Origin of the sequence: Micromonospora endolithica (assembly GCF_003626595.1) — a bacterium.
GTDB lineage: Bacteria > Actinomycetota > Actinomycetes > Mycobacteriales > Micromonosporaceae > Micromonospora > Micromonospora endolithica.
In genome coordinates this window covers 250,370-267,256 of sequence record NZ_RBAK01000006.1, presented here as the reverse complement: position 1 = coordinate 267,256, position 16,887 = coordinate 250,370, and the positions used below count along the sequence as shown (strand labels likewise).

11 protein-coding genes are annotated in these 16,887 nt (G+C 71.0%); 3 read left to right on the top strand and 8 right to left on the bottom strand.

The window, feature by feature from the left end:
• Positions 1-19 precede the first annotated feature (19 nt).
• Positions 20-1,270, top strand: a complete 1,251-nt coding sequence (locus D7223_RS17505; protein ID WP_120729466.1) for an MFS transporter — start codon at positions 20-22, stop codon at positions 1,268-1,270.
• Here the strand turns inward: D7223_RS17505 and yidD are convergent.
• Positions 1,153-1,404 (bottom strand): membrane protein insertion efficiency factor YidD, encoded by a 252-nt coding sequence (yidD, locus tag D7223_RS33610; protein WP_238162104.1) that lies wholly within the window; start codon positions 1,402-1,404, stop codon positions 1,153-1,155. The genes D7223_RS17505 and yidD overlap by 118 nt on opposite strands.
• Before the next feature lie 308 nt (positions 1,405-1,712).
• On the opposite strand from yidD, the gene D7223_RS17495 reads away from it, so the two are divergent.
• Both D7223_RS17495 and D7223_RS17490 read left to right on the top strand, forming a co-directional pair.
• Complete coding sequence (locus D7223_RS17495; protein WP_120729464.1) at positions 1,713-2,630, top strand: hypothetical protein; 918 nt, start codon at positions 1,713-1,715, stop codon at positions 2,628-2,630.
• 164 nt (positions 2,631-2,794) lie between these two features.
• Positions 2,795-3,274, top strand: coding sequence for a GNAT family N-acetyltransferase (locus tag D7223_RS17490; RefSeq protein WP_120729592.1), 480 nt, complete (start codon positions 2,795-2,797; stop codon positions 3,272-3,274).
• Positions 3,275-3,314: 40 nt separating this feature from the next.
• Here D7223_RS17490 and D7223_RS17485 read toward each other — a convergent pair whose 3' ends face one another.
• From D7223_RS17485 to D7223_RS17455, 7 genes are all read right to left on the bottom strand, one after another.
• On the bottom strand, positions 3,315-7,328 hold the full coding sequence (locus tag D7223_RS17485; RefSeq protein WP_120729463.1) for a galactose-binding domain-containing protein: 4,014 nt from the start codon (positions 7,326-7,328) through the stop codon (positions 3,315-3,317).
• Between the two features lie 110 nt (positions 7,329-7,438).
• On the bottom strand, positions 7,439-10,324 hold the full coding sequence (locus D7223_RS17480) for a discoidin domain-containing protein (protein ID WP_120729462.1): 2,886 nt from the start codon (positions 10,322-10,324) through the stop codon (positions 7,439-7,441).
• Between the two features lie 154 nt (positions 10,325-10,478).
• Complete coding sequence (locus D7223_RS17475) at positions 10,479-12,128, bottom strand: glycoside hydrolase family 13 protein (protein ID WP_120729591.1); 1,650 nt, start codon at positions 12,126-12,128, stop codon at positions 10,479-10,481.
• 102 nt (positions 12,129-12,230) lie between these two features.
• Positions 12,231-13,118: a carbohydrate ABC transporter permease gene (locus D7223_RS17470; RefSeq protein ID WP_120729461.1), complete on the bottom strand. Its 888-nt coding sequence runs from the start codon at positions 13,116-13,118 to the stop codon at positions 12,231-12,233.
• Between the two features lie 12 nt (positions 13,119-13,130).
• Complete coding sequence (locus D7223_RS17465; RefSeq protein WP_120729460.1) at positions 13,131-14,087, bottom strand: carbohydrate ABC transporter permease; 957 nt, start codon at positions 14,085-14,087, stop codon at positions 13,131-13,133.
• Between the two features lie 81 nt (positions 14,088-14,168).
• Positions 14,169-15,548: an ABC transporter substrate-binding protein gene (locus D7223_RS17460; RefSeq protein WP_120729459.1), complete on the bottom strand. Its 1,380-nt coding sequence runs from the start codon at positions 15,546-15,548 to the stop codon at positions 14,169-14,171.
• Positions 15,549-15,803: 255 nt separating this feature from the next.
• Entirely contained in the window at positions 15,804-16,808 is a 1,005-nt protein-coding gene (locus D7223_RS17455) for a LacI family DNA-binding transcriptional regulator (protein WP_120729458.1), read from the bottom strand.
• Positions 16,809-16,887: the final 79 nt, after the last annotated feature.

The window sequence follows — 16,887 nt, the reverse complement described above, 5'->3', positions numbered from 1 at the left end:
GCTCAAGCTTGGAGGGCTCATGCGTCGCAAAGCCGGACTGTTCGTCGCGATCTCGCTGCTGTCCGGCCTGGGCGGCGGGGCGATGTCCCTGGTGGCCGGGATCTGGGTCCTCGACCTCACCGGATCGACCAGCCTCGCGGCGTTGACCGGGCTGTGCGTGTACGCCCCGGTGCTGGCCGGCCCCTGGCTGGGCGGCCTGCTCGACCGGGTCGCCCGGCTCCGGCTGGTCGTCGGGGTCCACCTGACGCTGGCCGCCGTCCTGCTCAGCCTGCTGACCGTGGACGGGCCGGACCGGACCTGGCTGATCTTCGTCGTGTCGTGCGCGTACGGCGTCGCCTACGTCCTGATCGACGCGGGCGAGACGGCGCTGCTGCCGGCCGCGCTACCGCCGGGCGCGCTGGGCACGGTGAACGGCTGGCGGTCCAGCGCGCAGGAGGGAATCAAGCTGGTGGCGCCCCTGGCCGGCGCCGGCCTGTACGCGTGGCAGGGCGGCCACGCGGTCGTGGTGCTCAGCGCCGCGCTGCCGGTCCTGGTCGCCGCCCTCTACCCCGCCTTGCGGCTGGGTCGGATCCCACCGGCCGCACCGGGCGGCTCCCGGCCCGGCCTCCGCGCCGGGCTGACCGCCCTGTTCGGGCACTCGACGACGCGCCGCACCGTCGTGCTGGCCGGGGTGTCGATCGCCATGTCCGGCTTCACCACCGCCGCCACCTACGCGATGGTGACCAGCGAACTGGACCTGCCCACGACGTTCCTCGGCGTGCTGCTCAGCGCGCAGGGCGCCGGATCGGTCGCCGCCGGCCTGCTGGTCGGCCGGCTCGTCGACCGGTACGGCGCGGTCGTCGTGGGCGTCGCCGGCACGACGCTGTTCGCCGTCGCCTCCCTCGTGCGCTGCCTGCCGTGGTGGCCCGGCGCGGTGGCCGCGTCGGTGCTGGCCGGCGTGGCGCTGCCCGGGACGCTGGTCGCCGCGGTGACCGCCGTCCAGCGGCACGCACCGGCGGCGATGCTCGGCCGGGTCGCGGCGACCGCCAACACCGCGATGTTCGGCCCCCTGGTCCTGGCCATCCCGCTCGGCTCCGCCGCCGTACACCTCGGAGCCCGCCCGCCGCTGGTCGGTGCGGCGGCGGCCTGCCTGGCCGTCGCCGCCGCCGTCGCTCACGGCACCGGATCGTGGGTGCCGTGGCGCACCCGCGGGCGACACCGACGCAGCCGCTCGGCGGCCATCCGTCCGCCGGCCCCGAGTCCGTGCCGCTCGACCGCCGCCAGGCCGTAGGCCCCGCAGGTGGGCACGAACCGGCAGTGACCCGGCCAGTGCGGTGACAGCCACCGCCGGTACCCCCGGATGGCCGCCAACCCGGCCCGGTCCACCGCCGGCGTCCGGCTCGCCGTCGCCACCACCGCGCCCATCGTCAGCAGCGTGGAGAACAGCCCGAAGTCGCAGCCGTCGCAGCCGTCGCAGCTACCGCAGCCGCCCCTGAGATCCCGGGACTTCTTCGACCTACGCTGCCGCCGCCGGTTCTCGCCGGACCAGAAACCTCGCACCATGGCGGTCATCCTGGAACACCCGCGCCACCGCTCGCGGCCGGCCCCGCCATCGACCGATCCGTGGACGCGGACAGGGCCCATCCGCAGGTCACCCGGATTCCCGCCGCTCGATTTGCGCTGCTCACTACCCTGTCTTTGATCAGCACCCCCGACAGCGACAAGGGCAGTAGATGAGCGAGAGTCACCCTCCGTACGGAGGTCAACCGGATCCGAACAGCGCCCCCTGGGGACCGCCGCCCGGCTCGCCGGTCGCCCCGGGCAGCACCCCCTGGGGACCGCCCGGCTCGCCGGTCGCCCCGCCCGGCTACGGCCAGCCGCAGCAGGCCTACCCGGGCCAGCCCGGCCAGCCCCCGCAGTTCGGCATGCCGACGCCGCCGCCGCGGAAGTCCAACCGTGGACTCGTCATCGGGCTCGGCATCGGCGCCGGAGTGATGGCACTCCTGATGGTCTGCGGTGGAACCATCGGCTACCTTGCCCTCGACGACGACGAGCCGACCCCGACCACCGTCGGGAGCAGCGCCACCCCGGACGCCGGCACCGCCACGTCGGCCGCGCCGCAGCCGACGCCGGAGCAGCCGGAACAGCCGCAGAACAACAACGCGGTGACCGCGCGGAGTTCCAGCGACATGTCGGCGGTCTGCGAGGGGAGCCCGATCCTCAACGCCGCTCCGTACCAGAGCCCCAAGAGCGCGAAGGTCTTCAACTTCTCGAACTCGCCGGACCGGCCGTCGTCCTGGCGGCTCGAATCGGTCGGCTACGACAAGCCCTACTACGCCAGGGCGACCGCATGGGCCACCGTCTCGGTCGTCGGGTGCCTCACGCTCGTCCCGGGCAGCGAGGGCGCCGGGCGCAAGTGCGACTACAAGGGCACCGACGGCAAGACGGTGACCATCAACTACGTGTCCTCGCGGTACACACTGGCCTTCCACAACGCCAAGACCGGCGAGAAGATCGCCGACGGCGGCACGGTCAACGCTCCGGCGGTGCGCTGCCCGAGCTTCGTCGCCTACAACAAGGCCACCCTGAAGGCGTACGCCAGTCCGGACGACGGCGCCATCGAACTGGCCGTGGACAAGTTCACCGGCTGACCGACGCGACCCGACGGGGTGCCGTGACGGCGCACGCCATTACGGCACCCCGGGCCGGAAGCGGAAGTCGAGCTTCCACGCGCCTCAGGTCACCGTGAAGATGGGCCAGGGCCGGAACCGAAACCGGTTTGCCGCCCGGGGTGGCGGGTGCGAGCATCGTCGCCGTGACCGACGTGACCACCCGCCCGCTGTCCCCCTCCGAGTTCGACGCCTGGCAGGACGCCGTCGCCCGGGGCTACGCCGACTCCCAGGTGGCCGCCGGGGTGTGGCCGGCGGACGAGGCGCTCGACCGCGCGGTGGAACTCAACCGGACCCTGCTCCCCCACGGTCTGGACACCCCCGGCGTGCTCCTGCTGCGGGGCGTGCGGGCGGACGGGACGCCGGTGGGGCGGCTGTGGATCTCGCTCACCCATCCGCGCGGGGTGTCCGACTGCGCCTTCCTCTTCGACATCGAGGTGGACGCGGCGTTCCGCGGGCAGGGTCTGGGCCGGGCGCTGCTGGGCGCGGCCGAGGCGGCCGTCCGCGAGCACGGGATCACCCAGCTGGAGCTGAACGTCTTCGGCGACAACGCCGTCGCCATCGGCCTCTACGCCTCGGCCGGCTACCAGGTGGTCACCCAGCAGATGCGCAGGCGCCTGACGTAGCGGCGCCCGCCGGAACCCCGACGGGCGCCGGACGTACGCCTCAGCTGCGGTTGATGGTGAACGTGCTGGTCGTGTTGCGGATGTCCTGGTAGTTGTCGCTCAGGCGGAGGTTGACGAACGTCGCGGAGCCGACCGCCGGGCCCTGACCGGCCTCGGGCGCCTCGTTGACCCAGATGCCGAAGCCGGACTTGGCGTCGAAGGCGTCACCGCTGCGCCGGGCACCGGAGATCGACACGTTGGTGAAGACCGTGTCGGTGATCGGGTTCTCCGGTTGGCCGCCGGTGTACTTGGTCTGGAACATGATCCCCGAGTACGTCGGATCGACGATGTCGACGTCGGTGACGCGGATGCCGCGGAACTCCTTGGACGCGGAGAAGACCCAGATCGCGGGGAAGGTCTGCGAGCCCCAGAAGTGACCGCCGGCCCGGATCAGCGAGATGTTCTCGAACCGGGTGGGCGGGCTGGCCCCGAACCCGATGAACGGGTACCCGAAGTCCAGCGAGCTGATCGTGATGCCGGAGTAGGTCAGCATGTCCGCGATGTAGAGGTTGCGGAACACGTTGTCGTAGCCGCCGTACACCGCGATGCCGTCCGCCCGCCAGGTCAGCGTGGCGGACAGGTTCTCGAACACGTTGCCGTGGTTGCCGGTCGACGCGCCCTGGTCGGTGGCGGAGAAGAGCGCGAACGCGTCGTCACCGTTGGACCGGCCCTCCGAGTTGGCCACCCGGTTGTTCGTGCTGCCGTTGGTCAGGTTCACGGCGTCGGCGAAGGTGTTGCGGAACCGGCTGTTGGTGATGGTGAGGCCGCTGACGCTGACCCCCCAGTACGCGCAGACGGTGTGCTCGACCCAGACGTTGTCCAGGGTCATGTTGTCGACGTCCTTCAGCTCACCCCACACCTTGCCCGGACCGTCGATCCGGTTGGTGTAGTTGCCGAAGAAGGCGAGGTGTGCGAAGGACGACCCGCTGGCCGAGGACTCCACCCGGAAACCGGCGTCGGTGTTCTGCTGCGACGCCGGTGTCTGGAAGCGGGTATACCAGATGCCCGCGCCGACCACCTGCACCGGCTTGCCGTACACCTGGAGCTTCTGTGACGTCTCGTAGGTGCCGGCCGGCAGATACACCCCGAGCAGGTTGCCGGTGGTGTCCATCCGGACCGCGTCCAGCGCGTTCTGCACGTCGGAGTGGCTGAACCCGGTCGGCACCCGGTAGCGGGCCGGGTCCGGGTTGGCCCGCGGCGCGACCTGCTCCAGGTTGACGAAGTCGATGGCGTACGTGGTGCTGTTCGCCGGGTCCTTCTGCAACCGGATCCGGCTGCCCGCCGGGATGGTCGAGTTCAGCAGGACGTTGGCCTCGTCGTAGAGGTGCCGGGGCGGGCCCGCGCTGGGCGAGTCACTCGGGCTGGCCTCCGCGCCGTAGAGCCAGATGTGCTTCGAGGTGAGGCTGATCGGCTTGTGCAGCACCCCGTTGACGTAGATGTTGAGCGTCGAGTCGATCCCACCGCCGCCGGGAGCGTCCGGGATGGAGAAGCGGGTGACCAGGGCGTTCGCCGGTGCCTTGGTGGTCCACTCGACGTACGCGCCGGTGGTGTTGAGGGTGACCGCCCGCCGGCCGGACGCCTCACCGGCCAGGTCGCCGATGGTCCGGTTCGGCGCCAGCACCTGCGCGCCGCCGCCGACCGAACCGTCCTCGGCCTCGTACATGTCGTACGGCAGGTTCGCCCCGCGGCCGACGAACAGCGACCGCTCGCTGGTGTTGTTCTGCCGCTTCACCGGCAGCTCGTTGGCGTCGTCGGCGAGCACCACCCGGACGGTGTACCGGCCGTTGGCCGCCGTCCAGGTGCCGAGGTTGACCGGCCCGGCGGTCGCCCCGGCGGCGATGGTGCCGGTGTGCGAACCGGTCAGCGTGCGGACCACCGTGCCGGCGTCGTTGAGCACGGTCAGCGTGATGCCGTGCGCCCCGCTGGCGGAGGCGACCGTGCCCTGGTTGCGGATGCTCACCGCGAAGGTGACCGTGGCGCCCGCGGTGGGCGTTCCCGGCGACCAGGTCACCGCCGAGGCGACCAGGTCCGAGCTGGCCACCTGGCTGACGGTCAACGCGGTCGGGCCGGTGAAGCTGTTGTTCGCCTCGTTCTGCTCGATCACCGTGTTCGCCTCGTCGACCTTGGCGACCAGCTGGTAGCTGCCGGCGTTGCGCGGGCCGATGTTCGCCGAGACGGTGGTCGACGCGCCGGCGGCCAGGGCGCCGACGGTGGCCGTGCCGACCTTCGTCGTACCCAGGTAGAGGCCGACGGCGGTGGCGGCGGAGGCCGCCGTGCCGGCGTTGCGGACGGTGGCCGACAGGGTGATCGCGTCGGTCTCCACCGGAGCGGCGGGTGACGCGGTCAGCGCGGTGACGGTCAGGTCCGGGTTCGCCGCCGGCACGCCGACGACCTGGAACTCGGCCACCTGACCGTTGGACGAGCCGGAGTTCGCGGTGAACTGGAGCCGCACGTCGGCGGCGGTCGCCGACACCGGGATGGTCACCGTGTTGCTGCCGGCCGGGCTGAACGAGTATGTCGCCGAGCCGACCAGGGTGCTGAACCCGGAGCCGGACTGCTCCCGGCCGAGCACCTGGAAGGTCTGGGTACGCGGACCCCAGGCCGGGTCCGGGTTGAGCTTCACCACCACCGAACTGATGCTCGCGTTCGCGCCCAGCGCGACGGTCAGCGTGCTCGGGTACGCCCCCGGCGCGCCCTCCCAGTAGGTGGCGACGTCGTTGTCGTTGGCGTTGGCGGCGGCGAAGACGTGCACCATCGACGAGGCGGTGATCGGCTTGCCGACCGCCAGGTTGGTGCCACCGCCCGGCGGGTTGCCGCCGGTACGGGTGACCGTGTTGCTGTTCGCCGACACATTTCCGGCGGCGTCCTTCGCCCGGACGTAGTAGGAGACCGTCGATCCGGCCGGCTGGGTGTCGGTGAAGGTCAGCGTGGTGCCGCCGACGCTGGTCCGCAGCGCGCCGTTGGCGTACACGTCGTAGCCGGTCACCCCGACGTTGTCGGTGGACGCCGACCAGGTCAGCCGGATCTGGTTGGTCGCCGGCTCGGTGAGGGCCAGGTTGCCCGGCGCCGACGGTGGCTGGGTGTCCCCGGACGCCGGGCCGTAGATCTCCAGCTCGGAGAGCTGCCCGGCCGGCCAGCCGGTGTTGCCGGTGATCAGCAGCCGGACGTACCGGGTGGCCGCGGTGGGCACGGTGACGGTGACCGTGTTGCCGGCGGCCGGGTTGAAGGCGTACGCGGCCGAGCCGACCAGGGTGCTGAACGTCGACCCGTTGGTGCTGCCCTGCACGGTCAGCGTCTGGCTGCGCGCCTCCCAACCGGCGGGCAGCTTGAGCACCAGCCGGTTGACGTTGACGGTGGCCGCCAGGTCGGCCTGGATCCACTGCGGGAAGGCGTTGCTCGGGCTCTCCCAGTAGCTGCCGGCGTTGCCGTCGTTGGCGTTGCCGGGTCCGTACACGTCGGACTGGCCGCTGGCCGACATGGTCCGGCCCAGGGCCAGGTTGGTCGACGAGGTGGCCGCGCCGTACACCTCCAGCTCGGCGAGCTGGGCGGCGGCCCAGCCGGTGTTCGCGGTGATCGCGATCCGTACCTGCCGGAGGCTGGTGGCCGGGAAGTTGATGGTCACGGTGTTGCCGCCGGCCGGGCTGAACGACCGTCCGGCGGACGCGACGACGGTGCTGAACGTGCTGCCGTCCACGCTGCCCTGCACCGACAGCGTCTGGGTGCGGGCCTCCCAGGCGGCGGGCAGCTTCAGGACCACCTGGTCGACCGAGCGGCTGGAGCCGAGGTCGACCTGGGCCCACTGGGGCAGCGCGCCGCTGCTCTCCCAGTAGCTGCCCTGGTTGCCGTCGGTCAGGTTGGCGGTGCCGAACGGTCCGTTGGTGCTGCTGGCCGAGCCGGGGCGGCCGGCGGCGAGGTTGGGGCCGCCGGCGGCGACGGCCGGCGGGGCCGGGGCCGCGGTGACGGCCAGGCCGACCGCGGCGAGCGCCGCGATCAGTCGGGTACGAAATCTGGACATGGTGGGGGGACACCTTCTTCCCGGGGGACGTGGAGAGGCGTGTGCGGTGGTGCGGTTGGTGCGGGTGTGCGGCGGGACCCCGATCGGCGGACGGGGCCCCGCCGCACACGTCAGGTGGCGTGGACCTCGAACTCGGCGAGTTGGCCGGCGGGCCAGCCGGTGTTGCCGGTGACGGTCAGCCGGACGAACCGGCGGTCCCCGGCCGGCAGCGCGATCGACACGGTGTTGCCGCTGGCCGGGTCGAACGTGTAGCCGGTCGCGCCCTTGAGCGTGCTGAACGTGGCGCCGTCGGTGGAGCCGAGCACGGTCACCGTCTGGGTGCGGGTCTGCCAGGCCGTGGCCGGCGGCAGCTTCAGCACCACCCGGGACACCCGCCGGACGCTGCCCAGGTCGACGGTCACCGACTGGGGGAAGGCGTTGTTGGCGCTCTCCCAGTAGGTGTTCGGGTTGCCGTCGACCGCGTTGCCGGCGACGTACACGTCGGCGTGGCTGGTCCCGGCGATCGGCCGGCCCAGGGCCAGGTTGCCGGTCGGTGGCGGGGTGGTCGGGGGCGGCGTGGTGGTTGGCGGCGGGGTGGTCGGTGCGGGGGTGGTGCCGCCGCCGTACACCTCGACCTCGGCGAGCTGCGCGGCCGGCCAGCCGGTGTTGCCGGTGACGGCGACCCGGACGAACCGGCGGTCTCCGGCCGGCAGCGCGACCGACACGGTGTTGCCGGTGGCCGGGTCGAACGTGCGGCCCGCCGAGCCGGCCAGGGTCGACCAGGACGAACCGTCGGTCGAGCCGAGCACGCTCACGGTCTGGGTGCGTTGCTCCCAGCCGGCCGGCAGCTTGAGCACCACCCGGTCGACCCGGCGCGCGGCGCCGAGGTCGACGGTGAGCGACTGCGGGAAGGCGTTGTTGACGCTCTCCCAGTAGCTGCCGGCGTTGCCGTCGGTGGCGTTGCCCGCGCCGTAGTTCTGGTTGACGCTGGACGCGGTGGCCGCGCGGCCGAGGGCCAGGTTCCCGCCGGTCGGCGGCGGGGTGGTCGGCGGTGGTGTGGTGGGCGGGGCGGTGGTCGGCGGGGTCGTGCTGGGCGGTGGGCTGGTCGGCCCGTTGCCCCACTGCGGCGCCGGCCACGGACCGCAGTACGGGGTGGGCGTGTACCAGCCGGAGTTGCCGGCGCCCTGGGTGATCTGGAAGCCGCTGCCGACGCAGTTGTGCATCGGGCTGGGCTGGGCGATCCCGGTGGCCCGGACGTTGGTGAAGGTGACCTGGCTGGGCGCCTGCACCTGGAGGGCGTACGTCCCGGCGCCGTCGATGCGGACGTTGTTCAGGTTGATCCCGTTGGTCTGGCCCTCGATCCAGTGCAGCGCCGCATAGGAGCTGTCCAGGATGTCGGTGTCGGTGATGTTGATCGTCGGGTTCTGGAACGCCTCGTTGAGTGCGGAGAACCAGATCGCGCCCACCCCGAACTGCCAGTTGTAGTCGGAGTTGCCGTTGCGGATCAGGGTGTTGCGGGCGATCGTCCAGGTGCCCAGGACCGCGGTCTGGCCCTGCACGCCGGGATAACGGTTGGCGACGTGGATGCCGCCGCCGTTGGTGACCGAGTCCGCGGTCACGTTGTCGGCGATCGTGATGTCCCGGCCGCCGTAGCTGACCAGGTGGTTGGCCAGGATCGTCACGCCGATGGTGTTGCGGGTGAAGGAGTTCCGGACGTTCGGCACGCCCTGCGCCCACATCGCCAGGGCGTCGTCACCGGTGTTGCGGACGAAGGTGTTGGTCACCGTCGAGTTGGTGACGCCGGTGTGGAAGTTCACCCCGTCGGCGGTCTGGTCGAGGATCCGGCTGTTGCGGATGGTGAAGTTGTCCATCGGCCCGTCCATCCAGGCCCCGACCTTGGTGTGCTGCATCCAGACGTTGTCCACCACCGAGTTCGACATCGCCCCGCCCATGGCGTTGACCTGGTCGTCGTCGACCCGCTCCCGGATGTCACCGATGATCGCGAAGTCCCGCAGGGTCACGTTGCGGCTGGGGCCGCCGGCCTCGTGCGGCCGGACCGGGCCGGTGTAGCCGCCGCCGGGGACGTACTTGCCGTAGATGCCGGCGGCCCGCTTGCGGTCGGTGGGGTGCCGGCCGCCGAGCACCGAGTACCAGGGCCCGGCGCCGCGCAGGGTCACCCCGTCGACCACCACGTGGTCCCAGAGGGTGAACGTGCCGGCGGGGATCCACACCGCCCGTCCCTGCGCCTTCCCGGCGTCGACCGCGGCCTGGAACCGGGCGGTGGAGTCGGTGGCTCCGGTCGGGTCGGCGCCGAAGTCGGCCACCACGTCCAGGGCACCGGCCGGCTTGGCGATCGGCGCGCCGACAAGCTCGAAGTCGGCCAGGTCGATGGTGAAGGTGGGCGACTGCGCGGTCGAGGAGACCTGGAGGCGAATCTTCGTGCCGGCCGGGTAGGTGGTCCCGAACATCGTCCGGGTCTCGTCGTAGAAGTGGTGCGGGTTGGTGTCGCCGGGGTTGTTGTTGAACGGGTAACCGCCGTAGTACCAGCCGTACCTGGAGGTCACCGGCACCGCCTTGACCAGGGCGCCGTTGGCGCGCAGGTCGATGCTGGCGTCCCGGCCGGTGCCGGCGGCGTTGTCCGGCAGGCTGTAGCGGAAGGTCACCGCGTCGGCCGGCGCGGTCAGGGTGAACTCGACGTACTCACCGACCGCGTCGAGGGTGACCGCCTCCCGGCCGGACGCCTCCGACGGCAGGGTGCCGTAACGCCGGTCCGGGCCGATCTTCGTGCCGGTGTGCGCCACCTCCTCCGCCTCGTGCTCGACGAACGGGACGGTCGCGCCCCGGCCGGGAATGTCGAACGGGGACAGTCCGGCGGCGCGGGCCGGGGTGCCGGTGCCGGTCACCGCGACGACGGTGAGCGTGGTGGCGGCGAGGGCCAGGCCGGCGAGGGCGGCGAGCGCGGCGCGGGCGTGGACTCGTCGGGGTGGGTGTGGGACGGCGGTGGCGTACTCGGGCATGAGCGGGGCTCTCTTTCGTGGCGTGGTGCAGGTCCCCCCGTGCGGTACGACTGCGCTTGGGTGGACGCCTCCTTCCGGGTGCGCGCCGGCGGGCCGGCGGGGCGGTGTGGTGCCGGCGGTCGGGACGGGGCCGCCGGCACCACCGGCTCACGGATCAGACCGGTGCGGTTCCGGCCGGTTCGGCGACCCGCAGCCAGACGGCGGTGTCCGGGGGCAGCAGGTCGTCGTCGAGCGGCCGGCTGGCCAGCAGCGGTTCCCCGCCGGCCGGCAGCGGCACCGGCGCGCCGGAGAGGTTGACCAGGCAGTGGAAGCCCCCGCCCCGGCTGAACGCGAGCACCCCGTCCGGGGCGGGCAGCCAGGTCAGCTCGCCGTCGCCGAGTGCCGGTTCGGCCCGCCGGATCGCGATCGCCGCCCGGTACAGCTCGAGCATCGAGTGCGGGTCGCCGGTCTGCGCCCGTACCGTGCGGTCCTTCCAGTGGGCCGGCTGCGGCAGCCAGGGCGCCGACGCCGCGCCGTCCGGGCTGAAGCCGAACGGGGGCTCGTCGCCGGACCACGGCAGCGGCACCCGGCAGCCGTCCCGGCCCGGGTCCACGTAGCCGGAGCGCGGCCACATCGGGTCGGTGCGCAGCTCCGGGGGAATGTCCTCGACCTCCGGCAGCCCGAGTTCCTCACCCTGGTAGACGTAGGCGGCACCGGGGAGCGCCAACGAGAGCAGCGCCGCCGCGCGGGCCCGGGTGGTGCCCAGCTCCAGGTCGGAGAAGATCCCCTCGCGCTTCTTGGCGAAGCTGAAGGTGGTGTCCTCGCGGCCGTACCGGGTGACGTGCCGGGTGACGTCGTGGTTGGAGAGCACCCAGGTGGCCGGCGCGCCGACCGGCGCGTGCGCGCTCAGCGTCCCGTCGATGCTCTCCCGCAGCGCGGCGGCGTCCCAGGCGCAACCGAGGAAGTCGAAGTTGAACGCGGCGTGCAGCTCGTCCGGGCGCAGGTAGTTGGCGAACCGCTGCCGGTCGGGCAGCCACACCTCGCCGATCAGGGCCCGGTCACCGGGGTAGGAGTCGGCGATCCGCCGCCAGGCGCGGTAGACGTCGTGCACCCCGTCGAGGTCGTGGAACGGGTGCGGCTGGTCCGGCCGGACCTCGGGCAGCGTCCCGTCCTTCACCAGCAGCCCGGCCGAGTCGATCCGGATGCCGTCGGCACCCCGGTCGAACCAGAAGCGCAGGATGTCCTCGAACTCGGCCCGCACCCGGGGGTGGTCCCAGTTGAAGTCCGGTTGCTGCGGGGCGAACAGGTGCAGGTACCAGTCGCCGGGGGTGCCGTCCGGGTTGGTGGTGCGGGTCCAGGTCTCGCCACCGAACTCGCCGATCCAGTCGGTGGGCCGCTGGTCGCCGCCGGGGCCCCGGCCCGGGCGGAACCAGAACAGGTCCCGCTCCGGCGCGCCCGGCCCGCCGGCCAACGCCGCCTGGAACCAGGGGTGCGCGTCGGAGCAGTGGTTCGGCACCACGTCGACGATGGTCCGGATGCCCCGCTCGTGTGCCTCCGCGATGAGCGCCTCCACCTCGGCCAGGGTGCCGAAGACCGGGTCGATGTCGCGGTAGTCGGACACGTCGTAGCCGGCGTCGGCCATCGGGGACGGATACCAGGGGCTGAACCAGATCGCGTCGACGCCGAGCGTGCAGAGGTGGTCCAGCCGGGACCGGATGCCGGCGATGTCGCCGATGCCGTCACCGTCGCCGTCGGCGAAGCTCCGGGGATACACCTGGTATATAACCGCTCCACGCCACCACGGACTGTCGTCTGCTCTGGACACGAGCACCTGCTTTCTGCGTCAGTACGTCGGCGGGGTTCGCCGGACCTGGAGGTGTGGGGCCGGGCGGACGGTCGTTGTCCGCCACGGTGTGCCTGCGGCGGGTCAGCCCTTGAGGCTGCCGGTGGTCAGCCCGGACATGATGTTCCGCTGGAAGATCAGAAAGATGACCACGGTCGGGATCGCGGCGATGACCGAGGCGGCGATGACCACGTTCATCGGCGTGCCGCCGGAGAAGGCGTAGATGCCGACGCTGACCGTCCGTGTCTCCGGCGACGGCATGACCAGCTTCGGCCAGAGGAAGTCCTTCCAGACCGCCGTCACCGCGAAGATCGAGACCACCCCGAGGATGGGGCGCGACATGGGCAGGATGATCGACCACAGCGTGCGCAGCGGCGACGCGCCGTCCATCAGGGCCGCCGCCATCAGCTCCTCGGGGATCGAGTCGAAGAAGCGCTTCAACAGGAAGATGTTGAAGGCGTTGGCGACCAGCGGCAGCCAGATCGCGAACGGCGAGTCGAGCAGGTTGATGTGCAGGATCGGCAGGTCGATCACCGTCACGTACTGCGGGACGATGAGGACCATCGCCGGGATCATCAGCGTGGCCAGCATCATCGCCAGGATCACGTTGCCGAGGACCGGGCGCAGTTTGGACAGGGCGTACGCGGCGGCGGTGTCCAGGACCAGCTGGAACACCAGCGCCCCGGCCGCGTAGTAGAACGTGTTGAACAGCAGCTTGGCCAGGGCCAGGTTGTTCCACGCGTCGACGTAGTTCTGCGGCTGCGGATCCTTCGGGAACAGCGACGGCGGGGTCTGCGCGATCTCCTGGCCGGACTTGAGCGCGCCGGTGACCATCCAGTAGAGCGGCCCGAGGAAGACCAGCGTGAAGCCCACCACCACGACGGTGAGCAGCGTCCAGTAGACGAACCGACCGCGGCCGCGTCGCAGCTGGGCCTGGGAGATGAGGGTCCGGGTCCCGGAATCCTGTGCCATGGCCTCGCTCTCCTAGTCCTGTTTCGCGCTCAGCCGCAGGTAGACGGCGGAGAAGCCGGCCAGCACCACGAGCATGATCACGCCGAGCGCCGCGGCGCCGTTGAGGTCGTTCTGGAAGAAGCCGTGCTGGTAGATCAGGTAGGCCACCGAGGTCGCGGAGTCCTCCGCACCCGCGCCGTTGGCGAGGATCAGCGGCTCGACGAAGAACTGCATGGTGGCGACGATCTGGAGCATCGCCAGGAGCGCGAGGATCAGCCGGGTCTGCGGGATCGTCACGTTGACGATCCGCCGCCAGATCCCGGCGCCGTCGAGTTCGGCCGCCTCGTACAACTCGCCGGGGATGTTCTGCAACGCGGCCAGGTAGATCAGCACCGCGCCGCCCATGTTCATCCAGGTCGACGCGATCACCATCGCCGGCATCGTCATCTGGGGCGACTGCATCCACTGCGACGTCGGCAGGTGCAGCGCCGAGAGGATCGCGTTGAACAGGCCCGCCTCGCTGGGGTCGTACGCGTAGAACTTGAACAGGAAGAGCGCCGAGGCCGGCGGCAGCATCACCGGCAGGTAGACCAGGATCCGCAGGTACCCCTTGGCGTGGCGGAACTCGTTGAGCAGGATCGCCACGAAGAACGGCACCGCGTAGCCGAGGAGCAGCGCGAGAAGGGTGAAGGAGAACGTGTTCCGCCAGGCGGTCCAGAAGCTGGGGTCGTCGAGGATCCGCAGGTAGTTGTCCCAGCCCACCCAGGTGGTCTCGCCGCGGCGGGTGCGCTGGAAGCTCATCACGACGCCGAGGATCATCGGGTACCAGGAGAAGACCGCGAAGCAGACCACCGCCCCGATCAGGAACGCGTGACCGGTGAGGTTGTCCCGTACCTTGCGGCCGAGGCTGGTGCGCTGCGACCGCGCCGGGTACGACGGCGCGGGGCGTCCCGGTTCGCTCCTGATCCCCGGGACGGTGGTGATCGCCAAGGCAACTCCTGCGTGTTTCGGTGACCGGTCGGTTCGGCGCGGCGGATGTGGGGGCCGGTGGGCCGGCCCCCACACACCGGATCAGCTCTCCGCGGCCAAGAGCTGGTTGACCTTCTCCTCGGCCGTCTTCAGCAGTGCGTCGATGTTCGCGTTCGGGTTCGTCAGCACCCCGGACATCGCGGCGTCGAGCACCGCGTAGACGGCCTGGGCGTTGCGGGGCTCACCCTTGATCGGGACCGGGTTGGCCTCGAAGACCGCGAAGTTCGTGGTGTCCACGTTCGCGTTCGCCTTACGCAGTTCGAGTTCCTGCTTCTGCGCCTCACTGCCGCCCGCGAACAGCAGCGGCTGGGGCAGGCCCACCGGGTAGTTCTGCGGCTTGGCCCGGACGTAGTCGAACTGTCCCTTGCCCGGGGTCAGCTTCTGGTACGCGATCCACTTCAGACCGGCCTTGACCTGCTCCGGGCTGAGGTCCTTCTTGAAGAAGTAGCCCTCGCCGCCGCCGAGCGTCGCCTTGGCCGGCCCGTCCTGTCCGGGTAGCGGGCCCATCGCCCAGTCCTGGAACTTGCCCTGGAACTGGCTGACGATCGCCTGGGTGGCGTCCGGCGCGCCGATGAACATGCCGACCTTGCCCGCGCCGGCGTTGGTCAGCAGGTCACCCCACTGGAGCAACTGGCGGGCGCCCATGCTGTTGTCGCCGTACCGCATGTCCTTGAGGTTCTGCAGGACCTGCCTGCCCATCGCGTTGTTGAAGTCGGCCCTCTTGCCGTCCGGGGTCAGCACCTGGCCGCCCTGGGAGTAGAGCAGGGAGGTGAAGTGCCAGCCGCCGGTGTTGCCGGCGCTGTACTCCGCGTAGCCGGCGACGCCGTTGCCGAGCGCGGAGATCTTCTTTGCCGCGTCCCGGACCTCGGGCCAGGTCTTGGGTGGGTTGTTCACGTCGAGCCCGGCCTGCTGGAACAGCACCTTGTTGTAGACCAGGCCCATCGAGTAGTTCTTCACCGGTACGGCGTAGAGCTTGCCGCCGTCGGTGAAGACCTCCTTGAGCGCCGGGTCGATGCTGTCCCAGGTCGGGATCGTGTCCTTGTTGGCGAACTCGGTGATGTCCATCGCCTGGCCGGAGTCGAGCACCTGCTGGACATCGGTCATGTAGCCGTAGAAGACGTCGGTGACGGTGCCGCCGGCGAGGCGGGCGGTGAAGTCCGGCGGGTTGTTGCACTGCTCGCCGACGCTGACGCTCTTGATGACGATGTCGGGGTTCTGCCGCTGGAACTCGGCGACGTCGTCGTTCCAGTTCTTCAACAGCTCTTTCTGGGAGCCGACCGGCTGGCAGTCCACGGTGATGGTCACCTTGCCGCCTGCGTCGGTCCCCGCGTCGTCGCTCCTCGTGGAACACGCCGTGAGGCTGAGCCCCAGGCCGGCCACGAGCGCCAGCGCCGCAGCCTTCCGGTACTGCGGTACGGACATCTGTCCACCCTTCTCCGAACGGGAGTCACCATGGCCTTCGCTGGTCCGCGGTGGTCGACCACCACGGGCCCACGGGACGTGATTCAGCTCTCTATCGCCGAATGTTTCGTGCCGATGACGATACAAACCCGTACGCGTGTCCGCAAGAACTGAACTGAAGCATGAAAGGAAGCGATCAGACCTCGGTGGAACAGCAAAAAGGGCGGACCCGGAGGGGTCCGCCCTTTTTGCCCGGCGACGTGCCGCCGGGCGCGATCAGCCGGTGGCGCGCACCGGCCCGGTGGAGCCACGGACGACCAGTTCGGGTTCGAAGAGCAGCTCGTCGGCGAGCACGCCGGCCCCCTCGATCTGGGTGACCAGCAGGTCGACCGCGGCCTGCCCCATCGTCTCGATCGGTTGCCGCACCGTGGTCAGCGGCGGGTCGGTGCAGGTCATGAACGCCGAGTCGTCGAAGCCGACCACCGAGACGTCCTCCGGCACGGCCAGGCCCAACCGGCGGACCGCGCGGATCGCACCGAGGGCCAGCACGTCGCTGGCGCAGATGATGCCGGTGACGCCCCGGTCGACCAGCTTGGTGGCCGCGATCCGAGCGCCCTCCATGGAGAAACTGGACCGCTCCACCCACTTGTCCAGGTCCTTCAGGCCGGCCACCTGGGCCAGCGCCGCCGCCTTGCGCCGCGACGGCACGTGGTCCTCCGGACCGCGCACCATGCCGATCCGTTCGTGGCCGAGCGAGCGCAGGTGCCCGTACGCCTGCTCGACGGCGACCGCGTCGTCGGTGGACACCCGGGGGAACCCGAGTTCGTCGACGCCGGCGTTGACCAGCACCACCGGCAGGCCCCGGTCGAGCAGCCGCCGGTAGTGCTCGTGCGAGGCGTCGGCCAGGGCGTACGAGCCACCGGCGAAGATGACCCCGGACACCTGGTGGTCCAGCAGCATCTCCACGTAGCCGGACTCCGGCACGCCACCGATGGTGCGGGCGCACAACGCCGGGGTGAAACCCCGCTGGGCCAGCGAGCCGGTCACCACCTCGGCCAGCGCCGGGAAGATCGGGTTCTGCAGCTCCGGCAGCACCAGACCGACCAGCCGGGCCCGTTCGCCGCGCAGTTTGGTGGGACGCTCGTAGCCGAGGATGTCCAGCGCGGTCAGCACCGCGGTGCGGGTCGCCTCGGAGACGCCGCCGCGTCCGTTGAGCACCCGGCTCACGGTGGCCTCGCTGACGCCCGCCTTGCGGGCCACCTCCGTCAACCTCTTCGTCACGGTCGCAATCGTACGTTGTATTCCTGCAAGAACTGAACAGCCATCTGCCATCGAATGACGAATTGCTGATGATCACTTA